This is a genomic window from Pseudomonas sp. TWR1-1-4 (assembly GCF_049897165.1).
Lineage (GTDB): Bacteria > Pseudomonadota > Gammaproteobacteria > Pseudomonadales > Pseudomonadaceae > Aquipseudomonas > Aquipseudomonas canadensis.
In genome coordinates this window covers 519,259-535,508 of sequence record NZ_JAFCVS010000005.1, presented here as the reverse complement: position 1 = coordinate 535,508, position 16,250 = coordinate 519,259, and the positions used below count along the sequence as shown (strand labels likewise).

Genomic DNA, 16,250 nt, shown 5'->3' with positions numbered 1-16,250 from the left:
TCATGGCAGTTTCTCGCTCAATAGTGGCCTTTCATCTAACTGTCACATTGCAGACATAGAGTGTTCACACGGCCTCCCGATACTTGGCCCCGATCCAACTATCCCTATCTGCTAGGAGCAAGGCATGAAACTGAAACGTTTGATGGCGGCAATGACTTTTGTCGCTGCTGGCGTTGCGACCGCCAACGCGGTGGCCGCTGGTGTTGATCCGGCAATTCCGGCTTACGTTAAGACCACTGGTGTGTCGGGCAACTTGTCCAGCGTCGGTTCCGATACCCTGGCTAACCTGATGACCCTGTGGGCCGAGGGTTACAAAAAGGAATACCCGAACGTCAACATCCAGATTCAAGCTGCTGGCTCCGCTACCGCACCACCTGCGCTGACTGAAGGCACCTCCAACCTGGGCCCGATGAGCCGCAAGATGAAGGACACCGAACTGGCGGCCTTCGAGCAGAAGTACGGCTACAAGCCAACCGCTATCCCGGTTGCCGTGGATGCCCTGGCCGTGTTCGTGCACAAGGACAACCCGATCCAGCACCTGACCATGGAACAAGTCGACGCGATCTTCTCCTCGACTCGTCTGTGCGGTGGCAAAGCCGACGTGAAAACCTGGGGTGACCTGGGTGTGACCGGCGACCTGGCCAACAAGCCGGTTCAACTGTTCGGTCGTAACTCGGTATCCGGCACCTACGGCTACTTCAAAGAAGAAGCCCTGTGCAAAGGCGACTACAAGCCAAACGTGAACGAACAACCGGGCTCGGCTTCGGTCGTGCAGTCGATCAGCTCGTCGCTGAACGGCATCGGTTACTCGGGCATTGGCTACAAGACCGCCAGCGTGAAAACCGTGGCCCTGGCCAAGAAAGGCAGCACTGACTTCATCGAAGACAGTGAAGAAAACGCCCTGAACGGCAAATACCCGCTGTCGCGTTTCCTCTACGTGTACGTCAACAAAGCCCCGAACAAGCCTCTGGCCCCGCTGGAAGCTGAGTTCGTGAAGCTGGTTCTGTCCAAGCAGGGCCAGGAAGTTGTGGTGAAAGACGGCTACATCCCACTGCCAGCCAAAGTCGCCGCCAAGGCCCTGGCTGACCTGGGTCTGAAAGAAGGCAACTGATTGCCTCTGCGGGGCCGGAGTATCGGCCCCGCATCCGAATTTTCTAGTCCGCTGCCAGCCTTGCTTCGCGGCGGCTTTGTTGCGTCACTGCACTGTCATCTTTCTGTCATACAGGATCGCTAGGGTGTGCGCATGAATGATCTGGCCAATTCCACCATGACGACGACTTCTCCCCCCAAGCGCATTGACTTCAATACGCCTGAGCTGCAACGCAAGCGCCGCATTCGCGCGCTCAAGGATCGCCTGACCCGTTGGTATGTGCTGGTCGGCGGCCTCGCCGTCCTCGGCGCTATCACCCTGATTTTCTTCTTTCTTGCTTATGTCGTCGCGCCGCTGTTCCAAGGTGCCTCATTGACCAAGGAAGACGCCCTGACCCCGGCCTGGATCCAGGACGCGGGCAAGCCGCTGATGATCTCCCTCGAAGAGCAGAACCAAGTCGCCATGCGAGTTTCCGACAAGGGCCAGGCGTTGTTCTTTAATGTGGAGACCGGCGCCGAACTCAAGCGTGTCGACCTGCCACTGCCTGCCGGCACCAGCGTTGCTTCTATCGGTGAAGACCAGCCCGGTAGCCCGTTGGTGATTCTCGGTCTGTCCAATGGCCAGTCCATGGTGTTCCGCCACACCTATAAGGTGTCCTACCCGGACGGCAAGAAAACCATTACGCCTGCGGTCGAATACCCCTACGGTGAAACGCCGATCGTGCTGGATGACGCCGGTCGCCCGCTGGAGCATGTCGCCCTTAACGCCACCGATTCGACCTTGGTGGTTGCGGGTTCCGCCGGTTCGCACTTGAACGTGCTGTCCCTGAGCCGCGAAGAAAACATGATGACCGGCGAAGTCACCAGCGAGCAGAAGCGCATCGAACTGCCGCAGATGACCGAGCCGGTGAAAGCGATCTTCATCGACCCACGTCAGCAATGGTTGTACGTGATCAACGGCCGCGCCCTGGCCGACGTGTTCAGCCTGCGCGACAAGAGCCTCAACGGTCGCTACAAATTGCTTGAAGACGGCAACGCTGAAGTCACCGCCAGCACGCAGCTGGTGGGCGGTATCTCGCTGATCGTCGGCAACTCCAAGGGCGGCCTGGCCCAGTGGTTCATGGCTCGCGACCCGGATGGCGAGCAGCGCTTCAAGCAGATCCGCACCTTCCAGATGGGCACTACGCCGATCGTGGAAATTTCCGCCGAAGAGCGCCGCAAAGGCTTCACCGCCCTCGACGCGTCCGGCAACTTCGGCGTGTTCCACAGCACTGCACACCGCACCCTGTTGGTCGACCCTGTAGTCGACGGCCAAGGCGTGTATGGCATGTCGCCACGGGCCAACCGCGTGATCGTGGAAGCCGGCGGCAAGCTGCAACCGCTGATGCTCGACAACCCGCACCCTGAAGTATCGTGGAGCGCACTGTGGAGCAAGGTTTGGTACGAAAACTACGACGAGCCTAAATACGTCTGGCAATCGACCGCCGCCAACACCGACTTCGAACCCAAGATGAGCCTGGCCCCGCTGACCTTCGGCACCTTGAAGGCGGCGTTCTACGCCATGCTGCTGGCTGCGCCACTGGCTGTTGCGGCAGCGATCTACACCGCCTACTTCATGGCCCCGAGCCTGCGCCGCAAGGTCAAGCCGGTGATCGAGCTGATGGAGGCGATGCCGACGGTGATCCTTGGCTTCTTCGCCGGCCTGTTCCTGGCGCCGTATGTGGAAGGGCATCTACCGGGCATTTTCAGTCTGTTGATGCTGCTGCCGATTGGCATCCTTGTCGCCGGCTTCATCTTCAGCCGCTTGCCTGAATCCCTGCGTCTGCGCGTTCCCGATGGCTGGGAAAGCGCGATCCTGATCCCGGTGATCCTGTTTGTGGGCTGGCTCTCGCTGTACATGAGCCCGTACCTGGAAACCTGGTTCTTCGGCGGCGATATGCGCATGTGGATCTCCCACGACCTGGGCATCACCTACGACCAGCGCAACGCTCTGGTAGTGGGTTTGGCCATGGGCTTCGCAGTGATCCCGAACATCTATTCCATCGCCGAAGATGCCGTGTTCAGCGTGCCACGCGGCCTGACACTGGGCTCGCTGGCCTTGGGCGCCACGCCGTGGCAGACCATGACACGCGTGGTGATCCTGACCGCCAGCCCGGGCATTTTCTCGGCATTGATGATCGGTATGGGCCGCGCTGTCGGCGAGACCATGATCGTGTTGATGGCCACCGGTAACACCCCGGTGATGGAGATGAACCTGTTCGAAGGCTTGCGCACCTTGGCGGCCAACGTCGCAGTGGAAATGCCCGAGTCGGAAGTGGGCGGCAGTCACTACCGCGTGCTGTTCCTCTCGGCACTGGTGCTGCTGCTGTTCACCTTCATCATGAACACCCTCGCGGAGCTGATTCGTCAGCGTCTGCGCAAGAAATACTCGTCGCTTTAAGAAAGGTAGAAGTCTGTGAAACAGAACTCCCTGAATGGATGGTTCAAGAGCGGCGCCCCCGGCGTCTGGATCAGTGGTGGCGCGGTGTCCATCGCGGTCATCATGACCATTGGTTTGCTGGCGGTGATCGCCGTGCGTGGCTTGGGCCACTTCTGGCCGGCCGACCTGATCCAGGCCAACTACAACGTGCCGGGCCAGGCAAACCATATCGTCATCGGCGAAGTGGTGCAGAAGGAAGAAGTACCCCGCGAGCGCCTGAAAAGCGCTGGCCTGCCGGTGCCGGACCAAGGTCCGGAGTTCATGACCCGCGAGCTGATCAAGGTCGGCAACCGTGACCTGAACGGCAACGACTTCACCTGGATCGTCGGCGAGTGGCTCAAGGACCAGACCACGCCGGCGAACCTGATGACCATCGAGCGCCGTGAGTGGGGTAATTTCTACGGCACCCTGGTCAACGTTAAGCAGGACGGTAAAGTCATCGCCGAAGGCGAGGCCGCATGGCCGGAGCTGCAGGCCCGTGTGGATCGCGTCAACAAGCTGGCCGCTCAACTCAAAACCCTGGAAAAATCCGACATCGGCGCGATCAACGCCGGTTTGGAGCGCATCCGCCTGCACGGCCGCAAACTGGAGCTGGAAGGCAAGCTCGACGCCGCCGCCCAGGCCGACATGGATGCCGACCGCGCCGAGCTGAATGCCCGTTACCAAGACATCGAAGCCCGCCTGGCCGACCTGCACGCCCAGTTCAACCGCGACGCGCTGACCGCTCGCGACGGCAACGGCAAGGAAATCGAAATCGGCATCGGCAAAGTGGTGCACGCCTACCAGCCGAACGCCATGGGTACGATTACCAAGATCGGCTTCTACTTCAGCAAGGTCTGGGAATTCCTCAGCGATGACCCACGGGAAGCCAACACCGAAGGCGGGATCTTCCCGGCTATCTTCGGCACCGTGATGATGACCCTGATCATGGCGATGATCGTCACTCCGTTTGGCGTGCTGGCGGCGGTGTACCTGCGTGAATACGCCAAGCAGAACACCCTGACCCGCGTCATCCGTATCGCCGTGAACAACCTGGCCGGTGTACCGGCCATCGTCTACGGCGTGTTCGGCCTGGGCTTCTTCGTGTATGTATTGGGCGGTTCGGTTGACCGCCTGTTCTTCGCCGAAGCCCTGCCGGCCCCGACCTTCGGTACGCCGGGCCTGTTGTGGGCCTCGCTGACCCTGGCGCTGCTGGCGGTGCCGGTGGTGATCGTGGCCACCGAAGAAGGCCTGGCGCGGATTCCTCGCACCGTACGTGAAGGCTCCCTGGCACTGGGCGCGACCAAGGCGGAAACGCTGTGGAAGATCGTGCTGCCGATGGCCAGCCCGGCGATGATGACCGGCATGATCCTCGCCGTGGCCCGCGCCGCCGGTGAAGTGGCGCCGCTGATGCTGGTCGGCGTGGTGAAACTGGCGCCGTCACTGCCGCTGGATGGCAACTACCCGTACCTGCACCTGGACCAGAAGATCATGCACCTGGGCTTCCATATTTATGACGTCGGCTTCCAGAGCCCCAACGTCGAAGCCGCACGGCCGCTGGTGTACGCCACCGCGTTGCTGCTGGTGCTGGTGATCGCCACGCTCAACTTGTCGGCGGTGTGGATTCGTAACCACCTGCGCGAAAAATACAAAGCGTTGGATAGCTGATCTGAATATTGCTTGCCGCAGGCCCGATGCCTGCGGTTCAACACAACGAATTGGTAGCACAGGGAGCATCCCATGCAACAAGACACCCACACCCACGGCATCAACATGTCTGCCCTGGGTCGCGACAAGCAGAGCCTGAGCCTGGCCCAGGAAACCGTGGCCATCGAAGTGCCGGGCCTGAGCCTGTACTACGGTGAAAAACAGGCGCTGTTTGACGTCAGCATGAACATCCCCAAGCAGCGCGTGACCGCCTTCATCGGCCCGTCGGGCTGCGGCAAGTCCACGCTGCTGCGCACGTTCAACCGCATGAATGACCTGGTGGACGGCTGCCGCGTAGACGGTGCGATCAACCTCTACGGCACCAACATCTACCGCAAGGGCGAAGACGTGGCCGAGCTGCGTCGCCGCGTGGGCATGGTGTTCCAGAAGCCCAACCCGTTCCCCAAGACCATCTACGAAAACGTGGTCTACGGCCTGCGCATCCAGGGCATCAACAAGAAACGCATCCTCGACGAAGCAGTCGAGTGGGCCTTGAAAGGCGCGGCGCTGTGGGACGAAGTGAAGGACCGTCTACACGAATCGGCCCTCGGCCTGTCCGGCGGCCAGCAGCAGCGTCTGGTCATTGCCCGCACCATCGCCGTCGAGCCGGAAGTACTGCTGCTCGACGAACCTTGCTCGGCACTCGACCCGATCTCCACGCTGAAAGTCGAAGAGCTGATCTACGAGCTCAAGTCCAAGTTCACCATCGTCATCGTGACCCACAACATGCAACAGGCGGCGCGGGTTTCCGACTACACCGCGTTCATGTACATGGGCAAACTGGTGGAGTTCGGCGACACCGATACCCTGTTCACCAATCCGGCGAAGAAGCAGACCGAAGACTACATTACCGGTCGCTACGGCTAGGATGCCGGGATTTTCCTCGCACTGACGCTGCGGTTTTCCGCACCTTACCGGACGCTCCAAGGACGCCAACATGATTAGCAAAGAAGGCCTTACCCACCACATCTCCGCGCAGTTCAACGCCGAGCTTGAGGAAGTGCGCAGCCACCTCCTGGCGATGGGCGGGCTGGTGGAGAAGCAAGTCAACGACGCCGTCACCGCGCTGATCGAGGCCGACTCGGGCTTGGCCCAGCAAGTGCGTGAGATCGATGACCAGATCAACCAGATGGAACGCAACATCGACGAAGAATGCTTGCGCATTCTGGCCCGCCGCCAGCCGGCGGCGTCCGACCTGCGTTTGATCATCAGCATCTCCAAGTCGGTGATCGACCTGGAGCGCATCGGCGACGAAGCCACCAAGATCGCCCGCCGCGCCATCCAACTGTGCGAAGAAGGCGAAGCGCCACGCGGTTACGTGGAAGTGCGCCACATCGGCGACCAGGTGCGCAACATGGTGCGCGATGCCCTCGACGCCTTTGCTCGCTTCGATGCTGAGCTGGCACTGTCGGTGGCCCAGTACGACAAGATCATCGACCGCGAATACAAGACCGCGCTGCGTGAGCTGGCGACTTACATGATGGAAGACCCACGCTCTATCTCGCGGGTCTTGAGCATTATCTGGGTGCTGCGTTCGCTGGAGCGTATCGGCGACCACGCGCGTAATATCTCGGAACTGGTGATTTACCTGGTGCGCGGCACCGACGTACGGCACATGGGCCTCAAGCGCATGAAGGCCGAAGTTGAAGGTTCGGCCGATCTTATCCCTAATGTTCCGGGCCAAACTGACGATAAGTAAGGTTGCCCGAGAAATTAACGCCCGGCCTTTGGTCGGGCGTTTTTGTTTGTGGCCACTGAATTTTTTACACGTTGAGCGAGATAAATTCCCAACGTGACTACCGAGTTTTGGCAAAATGCCATCAGTCAGGCGTCTTGCGTGCCGAAGTGTTAATAGGATGAAGGGTCGATGAGTAAAGTCAGTGTATTGGTGGTGGATGACGCCTCGTTTATCCGCGACCTGGTGAAGAAGTGCCTGCGCAACTACTTCCCCGGGATCAAGCTTGAAGACGCGGTGAACGGCAAAAAGGCCCAGGCCATCCTGATGCGCGAGAGCTTCGACCTGGTGCTGTGCGACTGGGAAATGCCGGAGATGTCTGGCCTTGAACTGTTGACCTGGTGCCGTGAGCAGCCTCACCTCAAAGCCATGCCGTTCGTGATGGTGACCAGCCGTGGCGACAAGGAAAACGTGGTCCAGGCCATCCAGGCCGGGGTTTCGGGCTATGTCAGCAAGCCGTTCACCAACGAGCAGTTGCTGAACAAGGTCAAGCAGGCCCTGCACAAGATCGGTCGGCTCGACGCGCTGGTCGCCAGCGCGCCGACCAAAATGAACTCGGCCTTTGGCAACGATTCACTCAGCGCCCTGACCGGCGGCAAGCCCGAAGCACTCAAGTCGGCTCCTGTGGCGGCGGCTGCCCCTGCACCGAGCCGAGGCCTGCTCAACAGCCCGCCGGTTCAGGCGCCTGCAGCTGCATCCCCTGCCGGTGGCCGTGGCCAAGGTCAATTGCGCCTGTCCAGTGGCACCCAGCAATGCGTGATCAAGGCGCTGAGCATCAAGGAAGCGCTGCTGGTAGTACGTCGTAGCGAAGTCCTGCCCCAGGTACTGGAAAGCGCCGTGCTCGACCTGGAACAAGGCGACAACGCCGAAGTGGCCCGTCTCAACGGCTACTTGCACGCTATCGTCGCCTTCGAACCCAAGCCTGACAGCGATTGGCTGCAACTGACCTTCCGGTTCATCGACCAGGACGCGCAGAAGCTCGATTACATCTCCCGTCTGATCGCAAGGGGTACGGCGCAGAAGCATTTTGTGCCGGGTGCGTGATTTGTAGTGAGCGGGCTTGCCCCGCGCTGGGTGGCGAAGCCGCCCCAAAACCAGACGGCGCGTATCATCCGAGAAAATGCGGTGGCTCCCATTAGGGCGGCTTCGCCACCCAGCGCGGGGCAAGCCCGCTCACTACAGACTGTAACGATCCCTTGCTAGCCTGCCGTTCAGTCATCCCGGCAGGTTCGCGCCATGCTCATGCGCTTTTTGCTGTGCTGTGGGCTGGCCACGGTCGCCGTGTCGACCCAGGCCATGACCCTCTACAAATCCGTCGATGCCAATGGCCTGGTGTTTATCAGCGACCGGTATACACCGGGTGCCCTGGCGTTCGTGATCCAGGAGCGCAAGGTTGAGCGACCGATGCTTGTCGTGCCCAAGCCCAATCGTCCACAACAAGCCTACCGCTATCCCTTGCCCTGGCGTGGCGGCCCATTTCGCCTGACCCAAGGTCCCAACGGCACTTTCAGCCATACCGATAGTAAGAGCCGCTACGCCATGGATATCGCCATGCCCGAAGGCACGCCGATCATTGCGGCACGCAGCGGAATGGTGGTGAAGACCGAGAATGAGCAGGTCGGGCGTGGCAATGATGCGTCCGGGAATTTTGTGCGAGTGCGTCATGACGACGGCAGTGAGGCGGTGTACCTGCACCTCAAGCAAGGCTCGGTCAGTGTCAGGGTTGGGCATCGTGTGGCGGTAGGAAACCCGCTGGGGTTGTCGGGCAATACCGGCAACAGCAGCGGGCCGCATCTGCATTTTGTGGTGCAGCGCGCCACCGAGGCGGGGCTGGTGTCGATCCCGTATGAGTTCAACCAGCCGGTCGGCGCATTGCCCAATTTTGCATTGGGCAATTGACGATCAATCCAGCAGCAGCACCTTGGCCAACACGATCTTCGGCCCTTTCATCTTCTTGATGATGATGCGCAAGCCTTCGACCTCCAGTACTTCTTCCTCTTCCGGCACGCGTTTGAGGGTGTCGTAGATCAGACCGGCCAGGGTTTCGGCTTCGATGTGGTCCAAGTCCACGCCCAGCAGGCGCTCCACCTTGAACAGCGGCGTGTCGCCACGCACCAGCAGCTTGCCCGGCTGGTAGGCCAGGATGCCGCGCTCGGCCTTGCGGTGTTCGTCCTGGATATCGCCCACCAGCACTTCCAGCACGTCTTCCATGGTCAGGTAGCCGATGATCTTGCCGTCGGCTTCTTCCACCAGGGCGAAGTGCGCGCCGCCTTTGCGGAACTGTTCCAGCAGTTGCGACAGCGGCATGTGCCGCGACACACGCTCCAGCGGCCGGGTCAGCTCGGCGAGGTTGAACGACTCGGGGATATGGTCCAGGGCCGCCAGTTCCAGCAGCAGGTCCTTGATGTGCAGCAGGCCCACGAATTCGTTGCGCACCGCGTCATACACCGGGTAGCGGCTGAATTTGTGGCGACGGAACAGCGCGAGAATTTCCTTGAGCGGGGCGTTGAAGTCCAGGGTGACCAGGTCTTCTCGGGAGTTGGCCCAGTCCACCACTTCCAGCTCGCCCATTTCCACGGCGGAGGCCAGCACGCGCATGCCTTGGTCGCTCGGGTCCTGGCCACGGCTGGAGTGCAGGATAAGCTTGAGTTCTTCACGGCTGTAATGGTGTTCGTGGTGCGGGCCGGGTTCGCCTTGGCCGGCGATGCGCAGGATGGCGTTGGCGCTGGCGTTGAGCAGGTAGATCGCCGGGTACATGGCCCAGTAGAACAGGTACAGCGGCACCGCCGTCCACAACGACAGCAGTTCGGGTTTGCGAATCGCCCAGGACTTGGGCGCCAGCTCACCGACCACAATGTGCAGGTAGGAAATCACGAAGAACGCTGCAAAGAACGACACGCCCTTGATCACTTCCGGCGACTCGACGCCCACGGCGCCCAGCAGCGGCTCAAGGATGTGCGCGAAGGCCGGCTCACCGACCCAGCCCAAGCCCAGGGAGGCGAGGGTGATGCCCAGCTGGCAGGCTGACAGGTACGCGTCGAGCTGGCTGTGCACGGTGCGCAGGATTTGCCCGCGCCAGCCGTTCTTGTGGGCGATGGCCTCGACCCGGGTGGCGCGCAGTTTGACCATGGCAAATTCCGCCGCAACGAAGAAACCGTTGAGCAGTACCAGGATCAGTGCAAAAAGAATCATGCCGAAGTCGGCGAAGAGTGTAGCGAGGGTGATACCAGGGGAAGGGTCCATGATGGGGTTTTGCAGGTTCCGTGTGTTCAATAAGGGGTGGCAGGTGGGCCTGAAAGGCAGGCGCAAGTCGGCCAATGTAGCGGCTGACGGGGCGCTTGCCTAGTGCCCACTGCCGGGCGGGCCGTCAGGTGTCCTGATCAATTGCCTTCGATCGTGTCATCTGTGCTGGCGGAAAATGGCAGGTAAACGTACTGCCATGGCCCAACACGCTGCTGATCTCCAGGCGTGCGCGGTGACGCAGCAGCACGTGCTTGACGATTGCCAGACCAAGCCCGGTGCCGCCAGTGTTGGAGTTGCGGCTGGAGTCGACGCGGTAGAAGCGCTCGGTCAGGCGCGGCAAGTGCTTGGCGTCGATGCCGATGCCGGAGTCTTGCACGCTCAGGTGCGCGCCCTGTTCGTCGGCCCACCAGCGGATGCGGATGTTGCCTTTGTCCTGGGTGTACTTCACGGCGTTGAACACCAGGTTGGAAAACGCGCTGCGCAACTCGCCTTCGCTGCCTTTGAGCAGCACGGCGGGGTCGGCTTCCAGGGTGATCTGCTGGCCGCGTTGGCCGGACAGGGCCTGTGCGTCGTTCTTGATGGTCTGCAGCAGGCTTTGCACGGCGACAGGATGGTTATCCGACGGGTAATCGGTCGCCTCTAACTTGGCCAGCAACAGCAGGTCGTTGAGCAGTGTCTGCATGCGTGAACCTTGCTGCTGCATCTGTTGCAGGGCACGGCTCCAGCGCGGATTGATCTCGTCGACGTTGTCCAGCAGCGTCTCCAGGTAGCCACAGATCACCGTCAGCGGTGTGCGCAACTCGTGTGAGACGTTGGCGACGAAGTCTTTGCGCATCTGTTCCAGCTGGTGGATGCGGGTGACGTCGCGCACCAGCATCAGGTGCTCGTTGTTGCCATAGCGCGTCAGGTACAGCTGGATGCGCACGCGGTCATTGGTGGGTGAGGGGATTTCCAGGGCTTCTTCGTAGTTCTCCTGTTCGAAGTACTCCTTGAAGCGCGGGTGGCGCACCAGGTTGGTCACCGGCTGGCCGCTGTCCTGGGGCGTCTTGAGGCCCAGCAGGGTCTCGGCGGCGCGGTTCCACCATTCCAGGTTGCCATCGCTGTCGAGCATGATCACCGCATCTTTCAACGCGGCGGTGGATTCCTGTACCCGGTCGATCACCGCTTGCAGGCGTCCGCGCACCCTTTGGTCGCGGCGCTGCAAGTGATAGATGCTGTCGAACACTTCGCCCCACAGGCCGTAGCCATCGGGCGGTGCTTCATCGGGTTTGTGCTGGCGCAGCCATTCATGCAGGCGCAGCAGTTGCTTGAGGGTCCAACCCAGGTACAAGGCGATGCCGGCTGCCAGGCTCCAGCCGTAGTAACCGCTGACCAGACCCACCAACAGGCAGCCGGTGATCAGCAAAAGCATGTGGCGGATCAGGGTGCCATGCCAGTTTTGGTTCACTTAAACATGCGTCCTTGTCAGCTGTTAAGGAAAGAAGGGACCGGCTCAGCCTTTGGTTGAAAAGCGGTAGCCCGTGCCGCGCACGGTTTGTACCAGATTCTCGTAGGCATCGCCCAAGGCTTTGCGCAGGCGGCGGATATGCACGTCCACAGTGCGCTCTTCCACATACACGTTGCCGCCCCACACCTGGTCCAGCAGTTGGCCGCGGGTGTAGGCGCGCTCCTGGTGGGTCATGAAGAATTGCAGCAGGCGGTATTCGGTCGGCCCCATCTCGGCCGGCTTGCCATCGATGGTCACGCGGTGGCTGATCGGATCCAGCAGCAGGCCGCCGACTTCGATAGGCGCCTCGCCATCGGTTGGGCCGGCGCGGCGCAATACGGCTTTCAGACGAGCGACCAACTCGCGTGGGGAAAACGGCTTGGTGATGTAGTCGTCGGCGCCGACTTCCAGGCCTTGGATCTTGTTGTCCTCTTCGCCCTTGGCGGTGAGCATGATGATCGGGATGTCCCCGGTCAGCTCGTCACGCTTGAGACGGCGGGCCAGTTCGATGCCGGAGGTGCCGGGCAACATCCAGTCCAGCAGGATCAGGTCCGGCTTGCGGTCGACGATAATGGCATGGGCCTGCTGGGAGTTCTCCGCCTCCAGGCAGTCGTAGCCGGCCATTTCCAACGCAACGGCGATCATCTCGCGGATGGGCGCTTCGTCGTCAACAATCAGAATGCTCCTGCCAACCATGCTCAAAAATCCTCTTGTCATTTAACTGTCTTGCGCCGCATTAGATAACGGAATTATTGCAGTCGTGTGACAGTAATTTAGTCGCTCGGGCAATTCCCGCCTCTCTGGACTACGCTTTGGGTCCGAATCCTGACAACCACAAAAGGAAGGTTCCGATGACTTACAGCACGATTTCCTGGAAAGCCCTGCTGGTAACGGCGGCGTTGGCGCTGCCGACCCTGGCATTCGCGGCGGAACCCGCGATGACGAAAGACGGGATGCTGGTCGACCACAAGGGCATGACGCTTTACACCTTTGCCAAGGATGCCGAAGGCAAGTCCATGTGCAATGACAAGTGCGCCACCAATTGGCCCCCACTGATGGCTGAGTCCACCGATAAGCCAATGGGTAAATGGACCGTCATCACCCGTGACGATCAGAAAAGCCAATGGGCATACAGCGGGAAGCCGCTCTATACCTTCATCATGGACAAGAAGGCGGGCGACATGACCGGTGACGGCAAAATGGACGGCGCTTGGAAGGTCGCCAAGCCCTGATCTTTCTGCAGGAGCCGGCAAGCCGGCTCCTGCAAGGGAACGCATTCCAAATGTGGGAGCGGCGGTGCGACGATTCGACTTGCCCGCGAAGGCGTAAGCCCGGCCGCCACAAAAACCTCAGCGCAACGCGTAATCCAGCACAATCCCGATAAATATCGCCAACCCCGCCCAGTGGTTGTGCAGGAACGCCCTGAAGCACTTCATCCGATCCTTGTCCCGGGTGTACCAGAATTCCCAGGCAAAACAGCCGGCCGCCGCCAGCAAGCCCAGGTGGAACCAGCCCCCCAGTTCGAACCGTGCGCCCGCCAGCAGCAGGCACGCCAGCGAAAGGCCCTGCAGGGTCAGGATGATCACGCGATCAGCTTCACCGAACAGAATGGCCGTGGATTTCACGCCGATCTTCAAGTCGTCATCGCGGTCGGTCATCGCATAATAAGTGTCGTAGCCCACCGTCCACAGCAGGTTGGCGATATACAGCAGCCACGCGGTGGCGGGCAGGCTGCCGGTCTCGGCGGTGAACGCCATCGGCATGCCCCACGAGAACGCCGCCCCCAGCACCACCTGTGGGTAGTAGGTGTAACGCTTCATGAATGGGTAGCTCGCCGCCAGCGCCAGGCCGCCAAGGGACAGCAGGATGGTGGTGGCGTTGGTCAGCAGCACCAGCAGGAAACTGATGCCCATCAGCACCGCGAAAAAGACCAGCGCCTCTTTCGAACTGATCTTGCCGCTCACCAGCGGGCGCTGCTCGGTGCGCTTTACATGGCCGTCGACCTTGCGGTCCGCCCAGTCGTTGATCACGCAGCCACCGGCGCGGGTCAGCACCACGCCCAAAACGAAAATCACGATATTGATCAAAGAGGGCGAGCCTTTGCCGGCGATCCACAGCGCCCACAGCGTCGGCCACAGCAGCAGGTAGATGCCGATGGGCTTGTCCATGCGGGTCAGCTGAATGAAATCCCAGGCCCTGGGGTTCAGGTGGTTCAGGGACTTGAGCAGACGTTGGTACATCAGCAGTTCTCCGGATGGGCATGCACCGCTTGCCACACGCTTGGCAGGAAGATCTCGGCCACCAATACGCTCAACGCGCCACGGTCAAAGCGCGACCGACGCGCCCATAGACCCTCGATCTGGCTGTCCTTGGGTAGCCATTGGCGTGGGTAGCGGCACACCTCTATGGCTTGGCGGCTGAATGCGTGTTCGCTGAACAGCAATTCACCGAGTGGGCGGCTGCCCAGTGCGTCCATGTGCAAGCCGTCACCTTGCAAGGTGCTGCGGGCGGCCACGCAACGCGCGAACAGCCAGGGCTGGCCGTTGCCGTGCAAATACGTTTCGCGTACCCAGCCGACGCTGGCTGGGGGCAGGTCGAGGGCTGCGCACTCGTCGTCGCGTAGCGGCTGCCAACCCTCAAATAGCGGCGTGATGCTGAAGCCATTGTTGGACAGGCGCGTCAGCCGCTGCGTCATTGACCCTTCATCAAACAGCCAATTGAGGATCAAAGGCGTGGGCAGGGGGCTCAGAAGGCTCTGGGTCAGCCATTGGCAAGCATCGGGAGGGTCGATTGAGTGCGGCACGGTGAGTCAGTATTGGCAGCAAAAGAGGCGGCGAGCTTACCATGGCGTCCCGGGTTTTTGCCGGTCTGAACCGGCTGTTTGCGTCGATCGTGCTTGCATCTGCCGGCCCCGATCAGTACAAAACGCCCTGAGCCGCACGGCAACGTGGGTCTATCGACCGTCGGCCAAGATGCCTGACCCTGAGGAAGCAAGTGATGAAGAAGTGGCAATGTGTAGTCTGTGGCCTGATCTATGACGAGAAAGACGGCTGGCCGGATGACGGAATTCTGCCTGGCACCCGTTGGGAAGACGTCCCGGAAGACTGGCTGTGCCCGGACTGCGGCGTGGGCAAAATGGATTTCGAAATGATCGAAATCGGCTGATTTTTGGTTTTCAGATAAGTACTACAAGGAGAAGGGAATGAACGCACCTGTCGTGATCATCGGCACAGGATTGGCCGGTTACAACGTGGCCCGGGAGTTTCGCAAGCTCGACAGCGAGACCCCCTTGCTGCTGATCACCGCAGATGACGGGCGCTCCTACTCCAAGCCCATGCTCTCCACTGGTTTTGGCAAGAACAAGGAAGCCGATGGCCTGAGCATGGCTGAACCTGGCGCCATGGCCGAGCAACTCAAGGCCGAAGTGCGCACTCACACGCGCGTCAGCGGCATTGACCCTGGCCACAAGCGCTTGTGGATTGGTGAGGAAGCGGTGGCTTACCGCGACCTGATCCTGGCCTGGGGCGCAGAAACCGTGCGTGTGCCGGTTGAGGGCGATGCGGCTGAACTGATTTTCCCGATAAACGACCTCGAAGACTACGCACGCTTTCGTGCCGCTGCTGCCGGCAAGCGCCGCGTGCTGCTGCTCGGCGCCGGCCTGATCGGCTGCGAGTTCGCCAACGACCTGATCCTTGGCGGCTATGAGATCGACCTGGTAGCGCCGTGCGAGCAGGTCATGCCAACCTTGCTGCACCCGGCCGCCGCCGCCGCGGTACAGGCCGGCCTCGAAGGCCTCGGCGCGCGTTTCCACCTGGGCCCGGTGCTCAATCGCCTGCAGCGCACCGCTGATGGCCTGGAAGCTCACCTGTCGGACGGTGAAGTGATCGCCTGCGACCTGGTGGTCTCGGCTATCGGCCTGCGCCCACGCGTCGACTTGGCCGCCGCCGCCGGCCTGCAGACCAATCGCGGGATCATGGTGGACCGCCATCTGAAGACCTCCCACGCCAATATCTACGCCCTGGGCGACTGCGCCGAGGTCGACGGCCTGAACCTGCTGTACGTGATGCCGCTGATGAGCTGCGCCCGTGCGTTGGCCCAGACCCTGGCCGGCAACGCCACCGCCGTCAGCTACGGCCCGATGCCGGTGACCGTCAAGACGCCGGTCTGCCCTCTGGTGGTCTCGCCACCGCCACGGGGCACCGAAGGCGTCTGGAACGTGGAAGGCGAGGGCGCCGACATCAAGGCCCTGTGCCGCGATGCCAGTGGCCGCCTGCTGGGTTACGCACTGACCGGCACCTCGGTGATGGAAAAACTGGCCCTCAATAAAGAACTTCCGCCGTTGCTGGCGTAAATACCGGTCGTTCTGTCGGATTAAGCACGTTTTTCCCACTAGAAAGGTCGCCGCTAGACTGGCGGAGCGTGCGAGGGCATGCCATCCTCACTCCCGTCTGCCGCAGAGTAGAGCCTGCGGCGCTTTGGGCGCTGCTCCAGAAGAGAGCAGCACGGACATAACAACAAAAAACCGTCAAAGA

At 61.1% G+C, this 16,250-nt stretch carries 15 protein-coding genes; 10 read left to right on the top strand and 5 right to left on the bottom strand.

Going from position 1 to position 16,250, the window contains the following annotated elements:
* The first annotated feature begins 124 nt into the window (after positions 1 to 124).
* From ACP7C6_RS18260 to ACP7C6_RS18230, 7 genes are all read left to right on the top strand, one after another.
* Positions 125 to 1,111, top strand: a complete 987-nt coding sequence (locus tag ACP7C6_RS18260) for a phosphate ABC transporter substrate-binding protein PstS (RefSeq protein WP_016978637.1) — start codon at positions 125 to 127, stop codon at positions 1,109 to 1,111.
* 384 nt (positions 1,112 to 1,495) lie between these two features.
* Complete coding sequence (locus tag ACP7C6_RS18255) at positions 1,496 to 3,529, top strand: ABC transporter permease subunit (RefSeq protein WP_426109121.1); 2,034 nt, start codon at positions 1,496 to 1,498, stop codon at positions 3,527 to 3,529.
* Positions 3,530 to 3,544: 15 nt separating this feature from the next.
* Positions 3,545 to 5,215 carry a phosphate ABC transporter permease PstA gene (gene pstA, locus ACP7C6_RS18250; RefSeq protein ID WP_016978635.1) on the top strand — a complete coding sequence of 557 codons (1,671 nt, stop codon included), beginning with the start codon at positions 3,545 to 3,547 and terminating at the stop codon, positions 5,213 to 5,215.
* 72 nt (positions 5,216 to 5,287) lie between these two features.
* Positions 5,288 to 6,121, top strand: a complete 834-nt coding sequence (gene pstB, locus ACP7C6_RS18245; protein ID WP_010207582.1) for a phosphate ABC transporter ATP-binding protein PstB — start codon at positions 5,288 to 5,290, stop codon at positions 6,119 to 6,121.
* A gap of 70 nt (positions 6,122 to 6,191) precedes the next feature.
* Positions 6,192 to 6,953: a phosphate signaling complex protein PhoU gene (gene phoU, locus ACP7C6_RS18240; RefSeq protein ID WP_016978634.1), complete on the top strand. Its 762-nt coding sequence runs from the start codon at positions 6,192 to 6,194 to the stop codon at positions 6,951 to 6,953.
* A 168-nt stretch (positions 6,954 to 7,121) separates the two neighbouring features.
* Entirely contained in the window at positions 7,122 to 8,033 is a 912-nt protein-coding gene (locus ACP7C6_RS18235; RefSeq protein ID WP_028618509.1) for a response regulator, read from the top strand.
* Between the two features lie 192 nt (positions 8,034 to 8,225).
* Positions 8,226 to 8,888, top strand: a complete 663-nt coding sequence (locus tag ACP7C6_RS18230) for a M23 family metallopeptidase (protein ID WP_426109071.1) — start codon at positions 8,226 to 8,228, stop codon at positions 8,886 to 8,888.
* Positions 8,889 to 8,891: 3 nt separating this feature from the next.
* On the opposite strand, the gene ACP7C6_RS18225 is transcribed toward ACP7C6_RS18230, so the two are convergent.
* From ACP7C6_RS18225 to phoB, 3 genes are all read right to left on the bottom strand, one after another.
* A complete protein-coding gene (locus tag ACP7C6_RS18225; protein ID WP_010207573.1) occupies positions 8,892 to 10,232 on the bottom strand; it encodes a hemolysin family protein in 1,341 nt (446 codons plus the stop codon).
* Positions 10,233 to 10,356: 124 nt separating this feature from the next.
* Positions 10,357 to 11,643 carry a phosphate regulon sensor histidine kinase PhoR gene (gene phoR / locus ACP7C6_RS18220; protein ID WP_218170090.1) on the bottom strand — a complete coding sequence of 429 codons (1,287 nt, stop codon included), beginning with the start codon at positions 11,641 to 11,643 and terminating at the stop codon, positions 10,357 to 10,359.
* Between the two features lie 81 nt (positions 11,644 to 11,724).
* Positions 11,725 to 12,414 (bottom strand): phosphate regulon transcriptional regulator PhoB, encoded by a 690-nt coding sequence (gene phoB, locus ACP7C6_RS18215; protein ID WP_003176964.1) that lies wholly within the window; start codon positions 12,412 to 12,414, stop codon positions 11,725 to 11,727.
* Positions 12,415 to 12,569: 155 nt separating this feature from the next.
* Here phoB and ACP7C6_RS18210 point away from each other — a divergent pair, with 155 nt between their 5' ends.
* Positions 12,570 to 12,950, top strand: a complete 381-nt coding sequence (locus tag ACP7C6_RS18210; RefSeq protein WP_028618506.1) for a COG4315 family predicted lipoprotein — start codon at positions 12,570 to 12,572, stop codon at positions 12,948 to 12,950.
* 117 nt (positions 12,951 to 13,067) lie between these two features.
* Here ACP7C6_RS18210 and ubiA read toward each other — a convergent pair whose 3' ends face one another.
* Both ubiA and ACP7C6_RS18200 read right to left on the bottom strand, forming a co-directional pair.
* Positions 13,068 to 13,958, bottom strand: coding sequence for a 4-hydroxybenzoate octaprenyltransferase (gene ubiA, locus ACP7C6_RS18205; RefSeq protein ID WP_068937809.1), 891 nt, complete (start codon positions 13,956 to 13,958; stop codon positions 13,068 to 13,070).
* Positions 13,958 to 14,521, bottom strand: coding sequence for a chorismate--pyruvate lyase family protein (locus tag ACP7C6_RS18200; RefSeq protein WP_028618504.1), 564 nt, complete (start codon positions 14,519 to 14,521; stop codon positions 13,958 to 13,960). The genes ubiA and ACP7C6_RS18200 overlap by 1 nt, the downstream gene beginning before the upstream one ends.
* A 194-nt stretch (positions 14,522 to 14,715) precedes the next feature.
* On the opposite strand from ACP7C6_RS18200, the gene ACP7C6_RS18195 reads away from it, so the two are divergent.
* Together ACP7C6_RS18195 and ACP7C6_RS18190 are read left to right on the top strand one after the other, a co-directional pair.
* On the top strand, positions 14,716 to 14,883 hold the full coding sequence (locus ACP7C6_RS18195) for a rubredoxin (RefSeq protein WP_015886569.1): 168 nt from the start codon (positions 14,716 to 14,718) through the stop codon (positions 14,881 to 14,883).
* A gap of 37 nt (positions 14,884 to 14,920) precedes the next feature.
* Positions 14,921 to 16,069 carry an NAD(P)/FAD-dependent oxidoreductase gene (locus tag ACP7C6_RS18190; RefSeq protein ID WP_426109070.1) on the top strand — a complete coding sequence of 383 codons (1,149 nt, stop codon included), beginning with the start codon at positions 14,921 to 14,923 and terminating at the stop codon, positions 16,067 to 16,069.
* The last annotated feature ends 181 nt before the right edge of the window (positions 16,070 to 16,250 follow it).

Excerpts from the sequence above, each read along its gene's own strand:
- ACP7C6_RS18260 (WP_016978637.1), top strand. The coding sequence starts at position 125 with ATGAAACTGAAACGTTTGATGGCGGCAATGACTTTTGTCGCTGCTGGC.
- pstB (WP_010207582.1), top strand. The coding sequence starts at position 5,288 with ATGCAACAAGACACCCACACCCACGGCATCAACATGTCTGCCCTGGGT.
- phoU (WP_016978634.1), top strand. The coding sequence starts at position 6,192 with ATGATTAGCAAAGAAGGCCTTACCCACCACATCTCCGCGCAGTTCAAC.
- ACP7C6_RS18235 (WP_028618509.1), top strand. The coding sequence starts at position 7,122 with ATGAGTAAAGTCAGTGTATTGGTGGTGGATGACGCCTCGTTTATCCGC.
- ACP7C6_RS18230 (WP_426109071.1), top strand. The coding sequence starts at position 8,226 with ATGCTCATGCGCTTTTTGCTGTGCTGTGGGCTGGCCACGGTCGCCGTG.
- ACP7C6_RS18225 (WP_010207573.1), bottom strand. The coding sequence starts at position 10,232 with ATGGACCCTTCCCCTGGTATCACCCTCGCTACACTCTTCGCCGACTTC.
- phoR (WP_218170090.1), bottom strand. The coding sequence starts at position 11,643 with ATGCTTTTGCTGATCACCGGCTGCCTGTTGGTGGGTCTGGTCAGCGGT.
- phoB (WP_003176964.1), bottom strand. The coding sequence starts at position 12,414 with ATGGTTGGCAGGAGCATTCTGATTGTTGACGACGAAGCGCCCATCCGC.
- ACP7C6_RS18210 (WP_028618506.1), top strand. The coding sequence starts at position 12,570 with ATGACTTACAGCACGATTTCCTGGAAAGCCCTGCTGGTAACGGCGGCG.
- ubiA (WP_068937809.1), bottom strand. The coding sequence starts at position 13,958 with ATGTACCAACGTCTGCTCAAGTCCCTGAACCACCTGAACCCCAGGGCC.
- ACP7C6_RS18195 (WP_015886569.1), top strand. The coding sequence starts at position 14,716 with ATGAAGAAGTGGCAATGTGTAGTCTGTGGCCTGATCTATGACGAGAAA.
- ACP7C6_RS18190 (WP_426109070.1), top strand. The coding sequence starts at position 14,921 with ATGAACGCACCTGTCGTGATCATCGGCACAGGATTGGCCGGTTACAAC.